The following is an 18,866-nucleotide window of genomic DNA, read 5'->3' as shown; positions in this document are numbered from 1 at the left end:
GACAATACAAAATAAATTGCGATTTATTTATATTGTTGAGATGCAGCGTACCTTATTCAATGGTACTAATAAAACTCTGCTCGCCAAAACTTCTGCTGAAAAATCTCTCGCGCTCGCTATATGAAAGTACCATTAGTTGTAGCAACTTTCACCATGCTCGTAGATATCGAGACCTTCTTCCTCGATTCGCTTATCAACACGGAGACCAGCAATCTTCTTGATACCCCAGAAGAGGATGATACCTGTTACGGCTGCCCAAAGGTCGATGCAGAGGATACCGAAGCACTGAGCACCGAAGAATCCGAAGCCACCACCATAGAAGGCGCCACCATCAAGGGCGAAGAGACCAGTCATCAAGGTACCGAAGATACCGCATACACCATGTACTGAACTTGCACCAACAGGATCATCAATATGAAGCTTGGTATCAATGAACTCAATAGAGAATACCAAGATGATACCTGCCAAGAGACCGATGATGGCAGAACCCAATGGACTAACCAAGTCGCAACCAGCGGTGATAGCTACCAAACCAGCCAGAATACCGTTCAATGTCAATGAGAACGAAGGTTTGCCATACTTAATCCAAGAGGTGAACATAGTACCCAAACCACCACAGACTGCAGCCAAGTTGGTTGTCAGGAATACGTGACTGATAGCAACACGGTTAACCTCACCAGAAGCAGCAAGCTGAGAACCAGGGTTGAAACCGAACCAGCCGAACCAGAGGATGAATACACCAAGAGCAGCAGCCATCAGGTTGTGACCTGGGATAGCAGTACTCTTACCATTGCGATACTTACCAAGACGAGGACCTAAGCAGATAGCACCAACCAAGGCAAGAACACCACCAACACTATGTACGATGGCAGAACCTGCGAAATCATGGAAGGCTGCACCGAAGGTGTTCATCATGAACGAACCTGCCTCGCTGTTGCAAAGCCAACCGCCACCCCATGTCCAGTGACCCTCTACAGGGTAGATAATCAATGAAATGAAGAATGAGTAAACGCAGTACATGGAGAACTTGGTACGTTCTGCCATAGCACCTGAAACGATGGTAGCACTAGTAGCGCAGAATACGGTTTCAAACATCAGGAAGCCTTCAGTAGGAAGACCGGCTGCATTTGTATAGAAAGACAAATCGCCGAAGTTAGGCATACCGATGAAACCGGCGCCATCGCTACCAAACATAAATCCGAAACCTACGAACCAGAAGAGAACGGAACCGATCATAAAATCGACAAAGTTCTTAAACAAGATGTTCGCGGTGTTTTTACTACGGGTAAAGCCCGCCTCGCAGAGGGCAAATCCCGGCTGCATGAAAAAGACCAACATGGCTGCCAAGAGCATCCATACGGTATCTACTGAAATTCCTAAATCCTGTACACTCATAACATAAAATCTTTAAAGTGTTCTTTAAACCTGAAAACTATTCTCTCTCCTCCAATTAGCATTTTATTTCTCCTGCTCAGCATTATAGAGAGCGATGTCGCCTCTTTCACCTGTACGGATTCTTACGGTATCCTCTACAGGAATTACAAAGATTCGACCATCACCAATCTCGCCTGTACGGGCAGCCTCCTGGATGGCATTAATCGTTTTCTCTACGTTCTTGTCGCGCACGACAACATTCAGCAACACTCGCTCGATACTGCTGGTATCATACATGACACCACGGTAGATTCGAGCCTGTCTCATCTTGCCCTCTCCTCTTACATCGTAGTAAGAGAACCACTCGATGTCGGCGGCAAGCAAAGCTTCCTTTACATCCTCAAACTTAGTCTTACGGATGATTGCTTCAATCTTTTTCATGTTAATCTCTCCTATTAATTAATTTACATTTTGTTTATTTTCTGGTGCAAAGGTACGACATTTTGCTTAACATTTCGCAATATTACTTACTTTTTGATATTCATATTTTCGTTTAGTTATTATTTTGCATAGTTCTTTTTAAAATACGAAACAAAATGAAAGCAAATTACACATTATTCGTTTCATTTTGAAACAAGCAATAAAAAAGCCGCTTGAAAGGCCCCAAAGACCCCTCAAGCGGCAAACCTAAAAACAAACTCTCAACCCTAAAACTAGGGTCACTTTATTATTTAAACTTAATCTTATACCCGTATTTCCGCATATATCTGAGTTTTATAACAGAAATTTTATTTTGCCTTTATTTTGAATGTAAATTCACGATCAGCATAATGGAGACGATACTTCTCCATAGGCTTGGTCATCCAACTGTCGATGCAGCCCAAAGGATACTGGCATTTCTGGATATGCAACTGCACGAGTCCCTTATCCACCAGATCACCACTGTGTTGTCCCCATGCATGCGTCTTCTCGATACCAGAATCCAAATCCTCTACCAGATAAGGGATGGCACTGCACTCCATAGGTTCATACCCCTCGAAGGTAATTCCCTTGCCGGTGGTTGGATTAAAGATAGAGAAATAGCGGATATCGGTATGGTTACCACTCTCCTGCGGACGGATATATGGATAATATTCATCCTTCACGTCAGACTCGTACTTGCCGATAAAAGCAGATGAATGACGATCTACGTAGTTCTCTTCAGGACCTCTACCATAATACTCGAGCTTAGAGAAAGTAGCAGGCATCTGCAACTGCAGACCGAATCTGAACAGATCGGCAACCTGAACCTCCTTGTCGGTAGTCATCTTCTGGGTAACATTCACCTCGCCCGCAGCACTGATGTCATAGCGGAGCATCAGCTGAGCTTTCACTTCAGGCATATCGAAGAGAGCTGTCAGCACCACATTGTCCTTACTCACATTTTTGTCGAAAGACTTCAGAGTCATCTGCGGGTTCTTCCATACTCTCATCTCCTTCTGCAGAGATGCTCCATAGTCATTATCGGTAGGAGCACGCCAGAATTCCGGAGTCATACTCTCACGGAACTTCAACATCGGTTCACCATCTACATCGAGATAATCTATCATACCCGTCTTCTTGCCGATGGTAACAGACATTCTCTGTGCGCTGACCTTCACATAAGAGTTGGTTTCCTCCACCTCCATACTGCTTGTCTCCTGCACCTTACCCTTCTTGGTTGGCGCAGCAGCAACAGCAGGAACCGCCGGTTTGGCAAACTGATAATCGCTGATGATAAACTGCTGGCGAGCCATCACCTGGCCCTTGTCTACCAGCGGCTGTGTGCCATCGCTTGCAAAAGCAAAGTTAAGAACAATCTCCTCCTTTGCATGCTTCGATTCAGCCTCTGCCACCGCATACTTCAGTTCATCACTTTTGATCAGTTTGGTAGCCTGAGGAGCAATACCCTTTGTTTCAGGAATCTCTACTGTAGCCAGTTTTACACCATTGGCATAAACCGTAGCTGTCAGGTTCAAGTCATCGATATTCTTGAAGAAGTTCTCGTTGTAAACCTTGAAAGCACCATTCACAGCATCCAGGTCCTTGATCCATACATTCTGATGATAGTACTGAATCTCGTAAGCATGAGGATTCAGACGGCGGTCTGGAGCAATGATACCATTACAGTTGAAGTTATAGTCACTTGCCGGATAGCGGCCGTAATCTCCACCATAAGTAAAGATTTCCTTACCGGTGACAGGACTCTTGTCACGAATGCCCTGATCTACGAAGTCCCAGATATAGCCACCCTGATACTTAGGATACTTACGGATGAGGTCCCAATATTCCTTGAAACCACCTTCCGAATTACCCATAGCATGAGCATATTCGCACTGGATGTATGGTTTAACACCATCACTCTTGCAATATTTCTCACTCTCCTCGTAGTCGATATACATCGGACAGTAAATATCAGTCTTGCTGTCATAACCGCCACGCTCATACTGAACAGGGCGGGTCTTGTCGAGCGCTTTCACCCAGTCATAGGTCTTTTCGAAGTTAATGCCGTAACCACACTCATTACCCAAACTCCATACGATGATAGAAGGGTGATTGATAAAACTTTTCACATTACCTTCATTGCGCTCGATGTGAGTCTGGAGATACTCAGGGAACTTAGCGAGTGATTTTTCCTCATATCCCATACCATGAGATTCGAGGTTAGCCTCAGCAGTAAGATACAGTCCGTATTCATCACAGAGTTCATACCAGCGAGGATCATCAGGATAATGACAGGTACGAACCGCATTGATGTTCAACTGTTTCATGATTCTGATATCCTGAATCATGCGCTCTACACTTACCACATATCCACCATCCGGATCCATCTCATGCCGGTTGGCACCCTTAATCAGTACAGGCTTGCCGTTCACCAGCAACTGGGCGTTCTTGATTTCCACATTGCGGAAGCCCACCTTCTGCGGAATCACCTCCGCTACCCCCTGCTTATTCTTCAGAGAGATGTATACCTTATATAAATAAGGTGTCTCAGCAGTCCAAGCCTTCACCTTTGGTACTTTGATTACACCCTGAGCTCCGGTAGCCGATGCTATTTGCTTGCCATCCTTATCGCACAAGGCAACAGTCACATCAGTCTTGCCGCCCTTCAGCGCTATCTGATAGTTCAGGATACCATCCCGATAATTATTCATCAAACCGGCATCAAGACGGATATCGGCAGCATGAAGTTTCGGACGTGCATAGAGATAAACCTCACGGGCTATACCAGTAAAGCGCCAGAAGTCCTGATCCTCGAAATAAGAACCATCGCACCAGCGCATCACCTGCATAGCTATCAGGTTTTTGCCCGGCTTCAGATACTTGGAGATATTAAACTCGGCAGCCACCTTGCTGTCTTCACTATATCCCACATACTTGCCGTTCACCCAAAGGGTCAGGTTGCTGGTAGCCGAACCAACATGGAAATAGACATCCTTGCCCTTCCAGTCCTTAGGAAGTTCGAAGGTACGACGATAAGAACCCGTATAATTGTTGAGTTCGCTGATATAAGGAGGATTTGGGTCAAACTGGGTAGCCCAGGCATAACCGACATTCTTATAAGTAGCATCTCCATAACCGTTCAGTTCGAACAGCCCCGGTACAGGGAAATCCTTCCACTCCGAATCGTCATAGTTGGCTGCATAGAAGTTGGCAGGACGCTTGTTATGATCCTTCACGAAGTTAAACTTCCACATGCCTTCCATCGAAAGATAGTTGGCCGACTTCTTCTTGTCAAAACTCTGTGCTTTGTCAAGGGTCTCGTATGCAAAGAAAGCAGCACGGCGAGGTTCGCGGTTCTGCTGGTTGATATCCACATTATGCCAGCGCGACTCGTTCTGAGCCGCCACGCCATTGCCGACAGACAGCAAGGCGAGGCAAAGCGATACATTTGCTATATTTCTGATGCTCATATCTGTTTATTATTTTCTGAAAAACATAGAGTTATCTACTGGTGTAAACTTCTGTTCGCTGTCCTTGCGCATTTCAATGCCGAGACTGCTCCACCATGAAGGCCAGCCGCCAACGATATTGCTGAGGAAAACCACCTTGAAAGGATGCAATCCCTTAGCCAATGCTACAGAAGTATCATGATTGGTACCAGCCTTCACATCCCCCTCATTGCTGATCATGAGTTTGTTATCAATCCAAACCTGCTCCAGACGGGAAGAGAGATAATAGACACCATCCTCCGGAATATTGATGTAGCCCTCAGCGATGGCTGCATAATTATTGGCACCGCGCAAGGTAGCAGCATCATCCTTCTGCTGAATCTTCATCTGCTCCAAGCCCTCGATGTTTGCACACTCCCAGGCAGCATCAGCCCATTCCAGCTGGTCAACCTTCAGATAGTTGCCCTTAATGCGCTTCATCTGTAAACCAGGTTTTGCGCCCTCCACCTTAACAGCAGGAGCATAAGTCTGCTTCTCAACATCAACGGTTCTGATACGGCTCATCTTGCCTGAAGGCAATATGGTTGCTATCTTGATGATGGTGTTTCCACTCACCCTGATAGGCTCTGCATAAGCCGAAGAAGAAGGAGTTGGTGTACTTCCATCCAATGTATAAACCATCTTCATAGGACGCGAGGTGGTAAAAGTTACCGCAGTATCCCCAGTAATGACCACCTTATCACAAGAACCGAAAGGCTGCTCAGGCAATGGGATATGATAACGGATATGGCGCTCGTCCAGACGAACACTGTTTGCATCTAGTCGGCGGCAGAAATCCTTGAAGTTTTTCCTGCTCACTGGCGACCATGCAATCTCAGAGAGAGCAATGGCACGAGGATACATCATATACTCCATCTTGGCATTGGAATACATATATTCCGACCAGTTGTTACACTGAACGCCCAGGATATGACGAGCCAGTCCCAACGCCTTGATGGTATCAGGTACCGGATTATAATTATAGGTAGAAGCCAGATATCTAGGAGGACTAGGAATGGTTACAGGCTCCACCTTGCTGTCGCCCTGATACCAGTCGAGATACATACCGTCGCTGCCCGGCGTCATGATGACATCATGCTTCTGCATGGCAGCCTCGATACCTCCTTCCGTTCCACGCCATGACATCACGGTAGCATTCTCACTCAATCCGCCTTCCAGAATCTCGTCCCATCCGATAATCTTTCTGCCACGCTTCTCCAGCATTTTCTCTATGCGTTTGATAACGTAGCTCTGCAGTCTTTCCTCTGCCGAATGCTTTCCTTCAGCCTGCAAGCCTTCAGTCTGAATACGCTTCTGACAGGTAGGACAGTTTTTCCAACTGGTCTTCGGACACTCGTCGCCACCGATATGGAAGTACTTACCTGGGAAGAGAGGAACAATCTCACTAAAGATGTCATCCAGGAAGCGGAACATATCTTCCTTGCCCGGACACATCACGATATCCTCTACACCCCAAACTGTTCTCAACGACCACTGCTCACCTTTGCATGAAAGATAAGGATAAGCAGAGATAGCTGCCATCATGTGACCAGGAAGGTCGATTTCCGGAATCACGGTAATATAGCGCTTGGCAGCATAATCCACTATTTCCTTGATCTGCTCCTGGGTATAGAAACCGCCATAAAGAGAGCCATCGCCCTCGGTACGGATACTGCCCACAGAAGTAAGTTTAGGATATTTCTTGATTTCGATACGCCAGCCCTGGTCTTCCGTCAGATGAAAGTGCATGGTGTTCACCTTGAACATAGACATCAGGTCCAGTTGCTTCTTCACATTCTCGACAGAAATGAAATGGCGGCATGGATCGAGATGGAATCCACGGTAGCCGAAGCGTGGAGCATCCTGGATATCACAGCATTGTGCTACCCATTTCACTCCATCCACCCGGGTTGCGCTCTCTATCTGGGCAGGGAGTAACTGCATGAAACTCTGCATACCGTAGAAGGCGCCCTTGGCGGTCTTCGCCTTGATAACAACCCCCTTGGCGGTTACGGTAAGGCGATAACCTTCCTCGGCAATTTTCAGCGAAGGAGAAATCTGTATAGAGATATTCCCCTTCTTTCCACCTACCATTACCTCATAACCTGTAGAAGCCTTCAGTTTGTCTGCCATGTACTGGGCGATATTTCTGCCTTCAGCCGTCTGGTAAGCGATTACCACCTTCTGTGGCAATACGAACTCACCTTTCTGTACCTGAGTCTTCACCGGTATCGGGATAATATTAATATCGGCAGCAGATGCCGGAGTGGAGATACCACCCAGCATCGCTGCACAGGCTACAAACGAGCCTAATAAACGATTGAACTTTGCCATGACATTAAATATATTAATAAAGTATTACAATGGTTTGTACTCCACGAAAGCCTCCATGGCCTCATAGCATGCCAGACCCAACTGGTCGTAGAGCGATGCAGTAGCACGGTTACGGTCCTCGGCTCTCTGCCAGAACAGGCGCTCATCATTACCCAAGAAAGGAGCACTCTCCATCTGCGACTGATGCTTGAGAATAGAGTTACGCTTTGCCCGCAACTCCTCAGGGCTCAATGGAACACACATTTCGATATTCTCAATCTCCCATTCTGCCCAGGCACCGCGATACATCCAGATGCGACAGTCCTCCAACCATTCTGCACCCGCTTTCTTCTCTTCGTCGATAGCTGCCAGAACGGCATCAGTACACTTCTTGTGGGTTCCGTGAGGGTCAGCAAGGTCGCCGGCTACATAAATCTGATGTGGCTGCACCTTCTGCAACAGAGCTCTCACTATCTCTACATCCTTCTCGGTCATTGGCAACTTTTCTATCTTGCCGCTCTCATAGAATGGCAGGTCGAGGAAGTGGACATGGTCAAGCGGAATTTCATTATAAGTACAAGCGGTACGAGCCTCACCACGGCGGATCAGTCCCTTGATGGTCAGGATATCTCTCGTATCGAAGTCACTCTCCTTCTTCTTGGCAAAGAAGGTCTTGATTTCCTTATATTTATTAGAGATGATGCTGTCTTTTGAGTCTGCAAAAAGCTGGTTGAAACCATTGATAAAGTGCATGAATCTTGTTACTTCCTCATCACCCACAGCAATGTTTCCTGATGTTTCGTAAGCTACATGCACATCGTGGTTCTGCTGTACCAGTCGGCGGATAGTTCCTCCCATAGAGATAACATCATCGTCTGGGTGTGGAGAGAATACAATAACCTTCTTAGGGAATGGTGTTGCACGCTCCGGACGATAGGTATCATCGGCATTTGGCTTACCACCTGGCCATCCGGTAATGGTATGCTGCAAATCATTGAAAATCTTGATATTGGCATTGTAGGCTGAGCCATAGAGAGCCAGAAGTTCGCTCAGTCCGTTCTCATTATAATCCTTATTGGTCAACTTCAGGATAGGCTTACCGAGTTTCTGGCAGAGCCATACCAGTGCCGAACGCACCAGTTTATCACTCCACTGGCATGAAGTTACGAGCCATGGATGCTCGATACGCGTCAGATGGTGAGCTGCACCCAGGTCGATGACAACATGAGCATTCGGATGAGTCTGAAGGAATGATGCCGGCAGGGTATCTGTTATAGAGTTCTCCACCACCTTCTGCATAATCTCTGCCTTCTCTTCGCCCCAGGCTGTCAAATAGATACTCTTGGCAGAGAGTAAGGTAGCGATACCCATGGTGAGCGAACATGGAGGAATGGTTTCCTTGGTCTGCTCACTGTTCTCCATCTCTTCGCGAGAGGTATTGCCGATGAGGATGATACGGGTCATTGACTGGATGCCCGAACCTGGCTCGTTGGCTGCAATATTACCCGAGCGGCCTACACCTAGGAGGGCTACATCGAGACCGCCAAAGGTCTTGATACGCTGCTCATAAAGACGACAACTGTCCTGTACGGCATCCTGTGCCACAAAACCATCCAGTGTAAAGATGTTCTGCTCAGCCACATCCACATGATTGAGGAAACGATCCTTCAACTGGTTGATGGTACGGAGAGAGCTGTCCTTCTGGAGCGGATAATATTCGTATGCATTGAATACAACAACATTGCGGAAGCTCAGGGTCTTCTCGTTGTAACGGCGAACGAGTTCATCGTATACAGAATAGAGAGAAGAACCGGAACCCAGCGCCATCACATAGAATTTGCCTTCCTGCTGTGCAGCCTTGATACCAGCTTCTATTTTGTCAGCTACATGACTGGCACCTTCTGCCATAGATGCAAAGATGTCTGTATGAATCTTCTCCATTCTGGAGATTTCAGAGTATTCTACAGTCGTCTTTGGCTTGTAGAACTCTACAGGTACTTTATTGAGTACGATTTGTGAACTAAGATTGAGTCTCATATCTTTATCTGTATTTAAATAAATAGGTTATGTTATATTTTCTTTTTTTAAAATGACGGATTAGAGTTCAGATGCCATTGCCGCAGCACCCAGGATGGCCGCCTTGGCACCATCCAGTCCACTCATCAGGAACTTAGCCTTACCTTTATATAATGAGAGCACATGCTCGTTATATGCTTCTTCGATAGGACGGAAGAGCAGATCGCCAGCCTGTGCCAATCCTCCGAAGAAGATAAAAGCCTCCGGGCTCAGAAAGGTAGCTATCTCAGCACAGGCCTTGCCGATTCTTGTACCGGTTTGTCTGAACACTTCCCGTGCCAGTGTATCTCCTGCCATGGCTGCCTTATAAACCGCATAAGATGTAATTTCTTCCCTTGGAATATTTCTCAGCTCAGTTGACACGGTTGATACTTCGAGCATGGCCAAGGTAGTACGGACCACGCCTGTAGCCGAACAATAGGTCTCCAGACAGCCCTTTCTGCCACAGCCGCATGGTCTTCCGTCAGGATCCACTACCATGTGTCCCAACTCACCGGCGAAACCGTCGCAACCATAAATCAGCTGCCCGTTAGCCACGATACCCGATCCTACGCCTGTTCCGAGAGTGAGTTCTACGAAGTTTTTCATGCCAACCGCAGCACCATATTTCATTTCTCCCATAGCAGCTGCATTTGCATCATTGGTAATAGCAACCGGAATGCCCAGTTTCTCTGAGAACATGTCAGCCAGCGGTACAATACCCTTTGCCCATACCAGGTTTGCTGCATTTTCAATGGTCCCCTTGTAATAGTTACCACAAGGCGCACCGATGCCCATGGCACGAATTTTCTCCATACCACCTACCTGTTCTACTATCTGCATCACAACTTTTACCGACTCCTCTACGTATTGTTCCACGCATTGGAATGTCTGGGTCTTGATTGAGGTTGTAGCTATTATTTCTCCGTCCCCATCAACGATGCCGAAAACGGAATTGGTTCCACCCAAATCCAAGCCAATCACTAAAGACTTTACATCGTATTCCATACTTCTTTTAATTAATAGGTTAAAATCGAAAAATAACGAGGAGCGATACAAACTTTCATTTATTAAATTCTTTATTAACGCTCAGTTCGTTACTAAAATATTTTATTTTGCAAAGTTACTAGTTTTATCAAACACAACAATGAAAATAGCGTTAATATTTCTAAAACAGAAACATTTTTTATACTTTAAGTCTCCTTACGGCTGAAATACCTGTACTTTGTTCGCATCTGATGCCGATTAAGTGTAACCCCCTTTTGTGCACTTACGTATCCAACCTCTCTCTATATATAATAAGGTATAGAAGAAAACAAGATGTCCGAAAACGACGAAAAGTATACTATTTTTCGCCGTTTAAGTTTTATTAACAGCAAAAATATTGCACCAATACAGAAAAACCTTATCTTTGCAACTAAAAAATATTAGTTATGAAAGCTGACTTAATAAAATATCTTAGAAAGATAAACAAAAAGCCCTCAGCTCAGGGCAAGCTCCTAGAGCAGTTTATCTCTCACGGAGCCTCCACCATCCCAGAGATGTCGAAGGCTATCGGAGTTAGCTTACCGACAACAACAAGTGCCCTCAACGAGTTGATAAAAGAAGGACTCGCTAGAGAGATTGGAAAGAAAGACAATTCTTCGGGACGCATCCCGATGGTTTACGACCTCGTTCCAACAGCAGGCTACTTCATCGGCGTCAATCCTGAGATGAACTGCCTGGCACTTGCAGCAAGCGACTTCGCAGGCAATCTGATTACCGAAAAAACAAGAGTGCCTTACGTATATGAGAACTCTCCTGAAAACCTGGAAGAGATAAGCAGAATCATCAATGAGTTCATCGAAAGCCTTCCTGTTTCAAGAGAAGAAATTCTTCAAGTTTGCGTGAACGTGGCTGAGCGCGTGAATCCTGGACAGGGAAATGCCTACAACATGTTCACCTTCCTGAAAGAATCATTGGTCGACAAGCTGACTCAACTCATACAGCTACCTGTATGTATCGAGAACGATACCCGGAGCATGGCTTTCGCCGAGTTGATTAAGGGACAGTGCAAAGGTCTGAAAGACGCCATCTTCGTGAACGTATGCTGGGGCATCGGAATCGGAATCATCATCGACGGCAAACTCTATTACGGCAAGTCGGGATATTCTGGCGAATTCGGTCACATGACTGCCTACAACAACAACATTATCTGCCACTGCGGCAAGATTGGTTGCATAGAAACAGAAGTTTCGGGCAGAGCACTCAAAAGGAAACTCATCGAGAAGATAAAGGAAGGAAAGACTTCCATCCTCTCTGAAAGAGTTCTGAAAAAGAATGAAGACCTATCACTCCAGGATATCCTGGACGCCATAGCAAAGGAAGATGTACTGAGCCTTGCCACACTGCAGCGCATAGCAGATGAACTTGGCAAACAGCTGGCAGGAGTCATCAACATCTTCAACCCAGAAATGCTGGTCATCGGAGGAGAAATGTCGGTTACAGGCGACTACCTCACGCTACCGGTAAAGATGGGTATCAAGAAATTCTCTCTCAACATCATGAATGAGGATTCTAAAATCGTTACCTCAAGCCTGAAAGGTCTTGCAGGAATCACGGGAGCCTGTCTGATGGCAAGATACCGGCTTCTGAATGAGAACATCGACAAATAAGGAATTTAAACAACCAATACAAAACCTATTTTAAGTATGAAGAAGTCTCTTCTTGTTGCACTATGCCTGGGGCTGGCAGCCATAACAGCTGCTGCCCAGCGCACCTACAGCCAGGTAGATCCCATCCAACCTGTGCCAACCGCCAAGCAGATGGCATGGCAGAAACTGGAAACCTATGCTTTTATCCATTTCGGGCTCAACACCTTCAATGATAAGGAATGGGGATACGGAAATTCGGATGTAAAGACCTTCAATCCTAAGAAACTGGATTGCGAACAATGGGCAAGAACCCTGGTTGCTGCGGGCATGAAAGGAGTCATCATTACAGCCAAACATCACGACGGCTTCTGCCTCTGGCCTACACGCACCACAGATTACTGCATCCGCAACACACCTTATAAGAATGGTAAAGGTGATGTGGTAGGAGAACTCTCCCAAGCATGCAAGAAATACGGTTTGAAATTCGGAGTTTACCTCTCGCCTTGGGACAGACACCAGGCAAGCTACGGTTCTCCCTACTACCTGAAGCTCTACCAGCGCCAGCTCAAGGAACTTCTGAGCAACTACGGCGAACTTTTCGAAGTATGGTTTGACGGAGCCAACGGAGGAGACGGCTGGTACGGAGGTGCCGAAGAAAGCAGAACCATCGACAGAAGGAACTACTACAATTTTCCTAGAATTTTCGAAATTGTTGACAGTTTACAACCCAATGCCATTCTTTTCGGTGATGGCGGACCGGGATGCCGATGGGTAGGAAATGAAAATGGATTTGCAGGCGAGACCTGCTGGTCTACAATACCATCCAACACCGTCTATCCAGGCTTCAAAGACTACAAACAGTTGCAGTTTGGATGGGAAGACGGCGACCAGTGGACACCAGCTGAGTGCGATGTCTCTATCCGTCCGGGATGGTTCTACCATGAGAAAGAAGACAGTAAGGTAAAAACCGTTGAAGACCTGTGCAACCTCTACTACAAGAGTGTAGGACACAACGCTACCATGTTACTCAACTTCCCGGTAGACAAGGATGGACTCATCCACCCTATCGATTCTGCAAATGCAGTAAACTTCCACAGGAAAATCCGACAAGAATTATCTGTCAATCTACTGAAAGGCATCACACCTAAAGTAGACAGTCAGCAAGGCAAGCACATTGGCAAGAATATCACAGACGGCCAATATGACACCTTCTGGGCTTCTAAAAAGAAAAAAGATGCCTATATCGAGTTTCAACTCGGAAAACCAAAATCTATCACACGCCTCATGCTCCAGGAATACATACCTCTGGGGCAGCGCGTAAAAGCCTTCTCAATCTATTACCAACAAGGCAAGAACTGGGTAAGGCTCGACCCTAAGGAAGAGACTACCACTATCGGCTACAAGCGAATACTTCGCTTCGATAAGATTACTACAAGTGGCATCCGCATCGTAATCAACGATGCAAAGGGATGCCCTTGTATAAACTCTGTTTCAGCATTCTAATAACTAGAAAAAAAGTACGAAAAATTTTATAACTAACAATAAATAATAGCCCTATGAACAAAAGAGCAAATTTGTATTTTGCAGCGCTTTTAGGTGCGATGTCACCTCTTTGCACTGTTTCTGCATTGGCTGCTCAAAGCAATTCTACCATTGCTACAGCTACCCAGCAGCAAAACTCATGTACAGGTACTGTTAAAGACGCTACCGGAGAACCTATCATCGGCGCTACCATCAGAATCGAAGGAAAGACCGGTGGAACCGTAACTGACCTGGATGGTAACTTCACCCTCAGCAACATCGAAAAGGGTGCCAAACTTACCATCACTTATGTGGGTTACAAATCACAGACCCTCACATGGAGCGGTAGTCCGCTCAACATCACTTTGCAGGATGATGCCAACATGCTTGAAGAGACCGTAGTCATCGGTTATGGTACAGTAAAGAAGGCTGACTTGGCAGGTTCTGTGGCAGTTTTGGACAGCAAGAATTTCAAGGACCAGCCTGTTGCACGTGTTGAGGATGCCCTCAACGGACGTATGTCTGGTGTGCAAGTAATGTCAAGCGGTGTTCCTGGTGGAGCCATGAAGATTCGTGTACGTGGTACCAGTTCCGTAAACAAGAGCAACGACCCTCTCTACGTAGTAGACGGTATCGTTCGCGAGACAGGTCTTGAGGGTATCAGCCCTGAAGATATCCAAAGCATCCAGGTATTGAAGGACGCATCTTCTACCGCTATCTATGGTGCCCGTGGTGCCAATGGTGTTGTGATGGTACAGACCAAGAGCGGTAAGGCTGGTGTTACCCAGGTTACTTTCGACGGTAGCTTCGGTTTCTCTAACGCTTACAATATACCTGAGGTAATGGGTACCAAGGAATATGCACAGGCTTTGGTTGACCATAAGGGTGTAGCTCAGAGTGCAGTTCAGGGTTATTTGGATGGTACAGATTCTGGTATCGACTGGATGGACCAGATACTCCAGACAGGTATTACTCAGAACTATAAGGTAGCTATTTCACAGGGTAACGCGAAGACTCAGACCTATTTCTCTGCTAACTATATGGACCAGAAGGGTGTTATTACAGACACAAGTTCTAAGCGTTATGCTCTCAAGGCAAATATCCACAATAAGGTATTCGACTGGTTGGAATTGACTGCCGACCTCAATCTTTCTCAGACAAACAATTCTGGTGTAGGTTTCGGTCAGAACCAGTCTAACCCAATCTGGGTAGGTTTGAACTACTCTCCTACTATGGAGATGATGGATGCAAACGGTAAGTATAACAAGGACCCATATAACAACATCCAGAACAACCCTTACGGTATTCTGCATGGTGGTGACAACGACCGCAAGCGTACCATGGTAACTGGTCACGTTGACTTGAAGTTCAACCTTCTCAAGGGCTTGACATTCACCACAACCAATGGTATCGACTACAACGATTACAAGTGGTATAACTTCACGTCTACCAAGGTGAACCAGTCTGGTAATTCAATGGGCAACAACGATGCTACCGTTACCGCATTGCAATCAACCAACAACTTGACCTACAGCAACAAGTGGGGCGATCATGGTTTGACAGCAACAGGAGTATGGGAAGTTACCTCAAACGAGGTTCGCAGCATGGGTATTTCCGGTACAGGCCTTGCTCACGAGCAGTTGGGTTACTGGAACGTAGCAGATGCAGCTTCCAAGAGTCCTAGCAACGGCTACAGCAAGTGGACTATGCTCTCTGGTGTAGCTCGCGTTATGTACAACTATGCAGACCGTTATATGTTGACCGGCACCTTCCGTGCGGATGGTTCCAGTCGCTTTACCAACAAGAAGTGGGGTTACTTCCCATCTGTAGCTGCAGCCTGGACTATCTCAAATGAGAAATTCTGAGAGCCAATCAAGGATGCTGTAGAGTACATGAAGATCCGTGCCAGCTATGGTATCATCGGTAACCAGGATATCGCTCCATATTCTACACTTGGTGCATTGGGAACTACAGGTTTCACATACGGTACCAATCAGTCTTACACAGGTTACTGGGCAAATGGCCTTGCAACACCAGACCTGACATGGGAGAAGGTTCACCAGTTTGACCTCGGTGTTGACTTCGGTTTCTTCGGCAACCGTTTGAGCGTCAGCTTAGACTACTTCGACAAGAAGACCAAGGATGCACTCTTGCAGACCTCATCTCCAGGCTACCTGGGCGGAACCAGATATTGGGTAAATGCCGGTGAGGTAAGCAACAAGGGTTTTGATGCAACCATCAATGCACAGATTATCCAGACCAAGGATTGGTCATGGTCATCTACATTAAATGCCAGCTACATCAAGAACAAGGTAACCAAGATGACAGCAGAGGATCCTATCATTTATGGTCAGACTCCTTCTCCTGGTACTGTTGAGCCATGTACCATCATCAAGGAAGGTGAGGCTATCGGTACATTCTACGGCTTCAAGTGGGCTGGTGTAGAAAAGAATGCAGATGGTAAGTTTGTTGACATGTATTACGCTGCAGACGGAAGCAAGACCGCTAATCCAGATGCATCAAAGGACCGCTTCATATTAGGTCGTTCAAACCCAGACGTTACATTTGGTTGGAACAACACCGTTACCTACAAGAACTGGGACTTCAACGTATTCTGCAATGCAGCCTTCGGTGCTAAGCGTCTGAATATGGTACGCTTCGCCATGAACTCAATGGTAGGAGCTTCAATGTTCGTAACCGACAAGGATTACTTCAGCAACATTGGTGTTACAATGCCTTCTATCGATGCAGAGAACAAGACATACGGTAACTCAGACAAGTGGTTGGAGAATGCAGACTATTTCCGTTGCGAGAATATCAGCATCGCTTACACATTCCCACGTAGTATGACCAAGATTGCAGACATCCGCCTTTCACTCTCAGCTCAGAACGTCTTCACTATCACAGGCTATAAGGGTATTGACCCAGCAGGTGCATCATTCGGAGATTCTGTAGACCGTGATAATGGTTTGGATATGGGTGCTTACCCTAATCCTCGTACCATCACAATGGGTGTTCGTGTAAACTTCTAACTTCAATCATCTAAAAACAGAAATAATTATGAGAACTAGAAAATTATTATATATGGGTTGTCTCATGGCAACATCCTTGCTTACATTCTCGTCTTGTGGCGATTTCCTGGATGAGGAGCCTAAGGGACAGTTAACTCCAGAAAACTTCTTCAATAGCGAAGATGACCTCATTCAAAGCTGCAATGCTTTGTACGATAGAATCAACCAGACCCAGAGCTGGACTAACCCTATGTACCCACAGTGGCAGGGCGACGATATCACAGCTAACCCTGGTTCAAACAAGCAGGCTTGTGCAGCCCTCGATGCTTTTGCATCCGATGGTGCCAACAAGGGTGTAACAGATGCCTGGAACCAGCACTATTCTGCTATCAAAGCTGCTAACCTGATAGTAGAAGGTGCAGGTAATGCAGGTGTAGCACAGGAAAAAATCAATGTAGCTTTGGGTAACGCTCACTTCTGGCGTGCATACGCTTACTACTATCTGGTACGTGTTTTCGGTCCTGTTCCATTGATTACTGGTACCGATATTACCCAGTTGGATGTTGCTCCATCAAGTGTAGCTGACGTATATGACTTGATTGTTTCAGACTTGAAGGCAGCTGTCAACGAGCTTCCTACCAAGTACGAGAAGGAGCCTAGCCGCTTGTTCGGAGTTGATGTTTGGACTACCAAGCAGGCTGCACAATCTACATTGGCTGCTGTTTATATGTCTATGGCTGGTTACCCTCTTAACAAGGGTACAGAGTACTACAAGCTCGCTGCAGAGCAGACTAAGTCTGTCATCGACAACAATAGCAACTATGGTTTCATCCTGAATCCAGACTGGAAGGACGTTTACTCTATGGGCAACAACTACAACATGGAAACCGTGCTCGGTATCAACAACGACGCCAAGGGTTGGTGGGATCATGATTCTCAGCTTTCTTCTTGCTGCCGTTTCGAAAGTCTCGGTGATAGTGGTTGGGGTGACGCCTGGGGTGAGATTGCTTTCTGGAAGAGATATCCAGCTGGTCCGCGTAAGGACGCCATCTACGCTCCAAAGATTACCTTCCAGGATGGTACTGTAATTACTGCAGATTGTGATTGGTGGGAAATTCCTTCAGAAGATAAATGGGTTCCTGTTACAATGAAGACTAACCCTGAAGATCTCGCAAAACAGATCAAGGAATTGGATGAAAAAATCAAAGAAGAGAAGGATAGTCCTAAGAAGACTATTAGAAAGGTCGATGGCAAATACGAAAAGCTCTTGTTCGAAAAGGGCAAGAAATGTGTTAAGGAGTATCACCCTATGTTCACTATCTTCACTGTAAACAGTGATGCTGAAGGTAACATGCTTCGCGCACCTTACGATTATACTGCTCCTAACTGGGGTGGTATGGTTAACGACCGCCGTCACAACCTTATCCGCTATTCAGAGGTACTCCTCTGGTATGCTGAGAGTGCAGCCCGTGCTGGTCTCTCTGACTTGACAGAAGCTAAGAAATGCTTGAAGCAGGTTCGTCAACGTGCCGTAAATTCTGCAGACGTAGATAACGTTACTCTTAGTGATGGTTCTATCGTAAACATCGACAACATGAGCGCAGCTCAGCTGGCTGAGGCTTGCTACATCGAGCACGGATGGGAAATTGCTGGTAACTGGGTATCAATGGTTACACGTCGTTCTGACGAGCTTCGTATGGACGAGTTGAAGAAGAACTTCGACTACCGCGTTGCTAATGCTCCTCTCGTAGTAGCAGTAGAGAACGGTAAGAACATTACAGCAAAGGAAAGTGTCACAGTTTCTGGTTCTTGGACAGAGGATAGAATTTACTGTCCTTACCCAACAACAGACGTTGAGAAGAACCCGAACTTGAAGAGGTAAACTTTTTAAGTAATCAATTCATAAGCTAGTCACATGACTTGTCTACTTTCCAGGTAGTATGACTCATGTTAAAAATCGAGTAGGAGGAAAACGAAGTAGTTTTCCTCCTACTTTCGTTTTCCGACCT

8 protein-coding genes and 2 pseudogenes are annotated in these 18,866 nt (G+C 46.2%); 4 read left to right on the top strand and 6 right to left on the bottom strand.

Annotation, left to right across the window (positions count from 1 at the left end; genetic code table 11):
- Positions 1 to 132: 132 nt before the first annotated feature.
- The 6 genes from F7D47_RS09890 to F7D47_RS09865 form a co-directional block, all read right to left on the bottom strand.
- Positions 133 to 1,395 carry an ammonium transporter gene (locus tag F7D47_RS09890; protein WP_118153030.1) on the bottom strand — a complete coding sequence of 421 codons (1,263 nt, stop codon included), beginning with the start codon at positions 1,393 to 1,395 and terminating at the stop codon, positions 133 to 135.
- Between the two features lie 63 nt (positions 1,396 to 1,458).
- Complete coding sequence (locus F7D47_RS09885) at positions 1,459 to 1,815, bottom strand: P-II family nitrogen regulator (protein ID WP_006848366.1); 357 nt, start codon at positions 1,813 to 1,815, stop codon at positions 1,459 to 1,461.
- A 347-nt stretch (positions 1,816 to 2,162) separates the two neighbouring features.
- Complete coding sequence (locus F7D47_RS09880) at positions 2,163 to 5,306, bottom strand: glycoside hydrolase family 2 TIM barrel-domain containing protein (RefSeq protein ID WP_153085191.1); 3,144 nt, start codon at positions 5,304 to 5,306, stop codon at positions 2,163 to 2,165.
- 9 nt (positions 5,307 to 5,315) lie between these two features.
- Complete coding sequence (locus F7D47_RS09875; RefSeq protein ID WP_153085190.1) at positions 5,316 to 7,658, bottom strand: family 20 glycosylhydrolase; 2,343 nt, start codon at positions 7,656 to 7,658, stop codon at positions 5,316 to 5,318.
- A 24-nt stretch (positions 7,659 to 7,682) separates the two neighbouring features.
- Complete coding sequence (locus F7D47_RS09870; RefSeq protein ID WP_153085189.1) at positions 7,683 to 9,674, bottom strand: glucosamine-6-phosphate deaminase; 1,992 nt, start codon at positions 9,672 to 9,674, stop codon at positions 7,683 to 7,685.
- Positions 9,675 to 9,734: 60 nt separating this feature from the next.
- Positions 9,735 to 10,700: an ROK family protein gene (locus tag F7D47_RS09865; protein ID WP_153085188.1), complete on the bottom strand. Its 966-nt coding sequence runs from the start codon at positions 10,698 to 10,700 to the stop codon at positions 9,735 to 9,737.
- 425 nt (positions 10,701 to 11,125) lie between these two features.
- Between F7D47_RS09865 and F7D47_RS09860 the strand changes: the two genes are divergently transcribed.
- The 4 genes and pseudogenes from F7D47_RS09860 (at position 11,126) to F7D47_RS14800 (ending at position 18,739) form a co-directional block, all read left to right on the top strand.
- Positions 11,126 to 12,346 carry an ROK family protein gene (locus F7D47_RS09860; RefSeq protein ID WP_153085187.1) on the top strand — a complete coding sequence of 407 codons (1,221 nt, stop codon included), beginning with the start codon at positions 11,126 to 11,128 and terminating at the stop codon, positions 12,344 to 12,346.
- 36 nt (positions 12,347 to 12,382) lie between these two features.
- A pseudogene (locus F7D47_RS09855) lies at positions 12,383 to 13,825 on the top strand (alpha-L-fucosidase); the annotation flags it as partial.
- A 101-nt stretch (positions 13,826 to 13,926) separates the two neighbouring features.
- A pseudogene (locus tag F7D47_RS15130) lies at positions 13,927 to 16,878 on the top strand (SusC/RagA family TonB-linked outer membrane protein).
- Positions 16,879 to 16,906: 28 nt separating this feature from the next.
- Positions 16,907 to 18,739 (top strand): RagB/SusD family nutrient uptake outer membrane protein, encoded by a 1,833-nt coding sequence (locus tag F7D47_RS14800; RefSeq protein ID WP_153098429.1) that lies wholly within the window; start codon positions 16,907 to 16,909, stop codon positions 18,737 to 18,739.
- Positions 18,740 to 18,866: the final 127 nt, after the last annotated feature.

Origin of the sequence: Segatella copri (assembly GCF_009494835.1) — a bacterium.
Lineage (GTDB): Bacteria > Bacteroidota > Bacteroidia > Bacteroidales > Bacteroidaceae > Prevotella > Prevotella copri_F.
Note: the sequence above shows the minus strand (reverse complement) of the source record. Positions and strands in the feature narration are given on the sequence as shown.

Coding starts and splice junctions, on each gene's coding strand:
- F7D47_RS09890 (WP_118153030.1), bottom strand. CDS start 1,395: ATGAGTGTACAGGATTTAGGAATTTCAGTAGATACCGTATGGATGCTC.
- F7D47_RS09885 (WP_006848366.1), bottom strand. CDS start 1,815: ATGAAAAAGATTGAAGCAATCATCCGTAAGACTAAGTTTGAGGATGTA.
- F7D47_RS09880 (WP_153085191.1), bottom strand. CDS start 5,306: ATGAGCATCAGAAATATAGCAAATGTATCGCTTTGCCTCGCCTTGCTG.
- F7D47_RS09875 (WP_153085190.1), bottom strand. CDS start 7,658: ATGGCAAAGTTCAATCGTTTATTAGGCTCGTTTGTAGCCTGTGCAGCG.
- F7D47_RS09870 (WP_153085189.1), bottom strand. CDS start 9,674: ATGAGACTCAATCTTAGTTCACAAATCGTACTCAATAAAGTACCTGTA.
- F7D47_RS09865 (WP_153085188.1), bottom strand. CDS start 10,700: ATGGAATACGATGTAAAGTCTTTAGTGATTGGCTTGGATTTGGGTGGA.
- F7D47_RS09860 (WP_153085187.1), top strand. CDS start 11,126: ATGAAAGCTGACTTAATAAAATATCTTAGAAAGATAAACAAAAAGCCC.
- F7D47_RS14800 (WP_153098429.1), top strand. CDS start 16,907: ATGAGAACTAGAAAATTATTATATATGGGTTGTCTCATGGCAACATCC.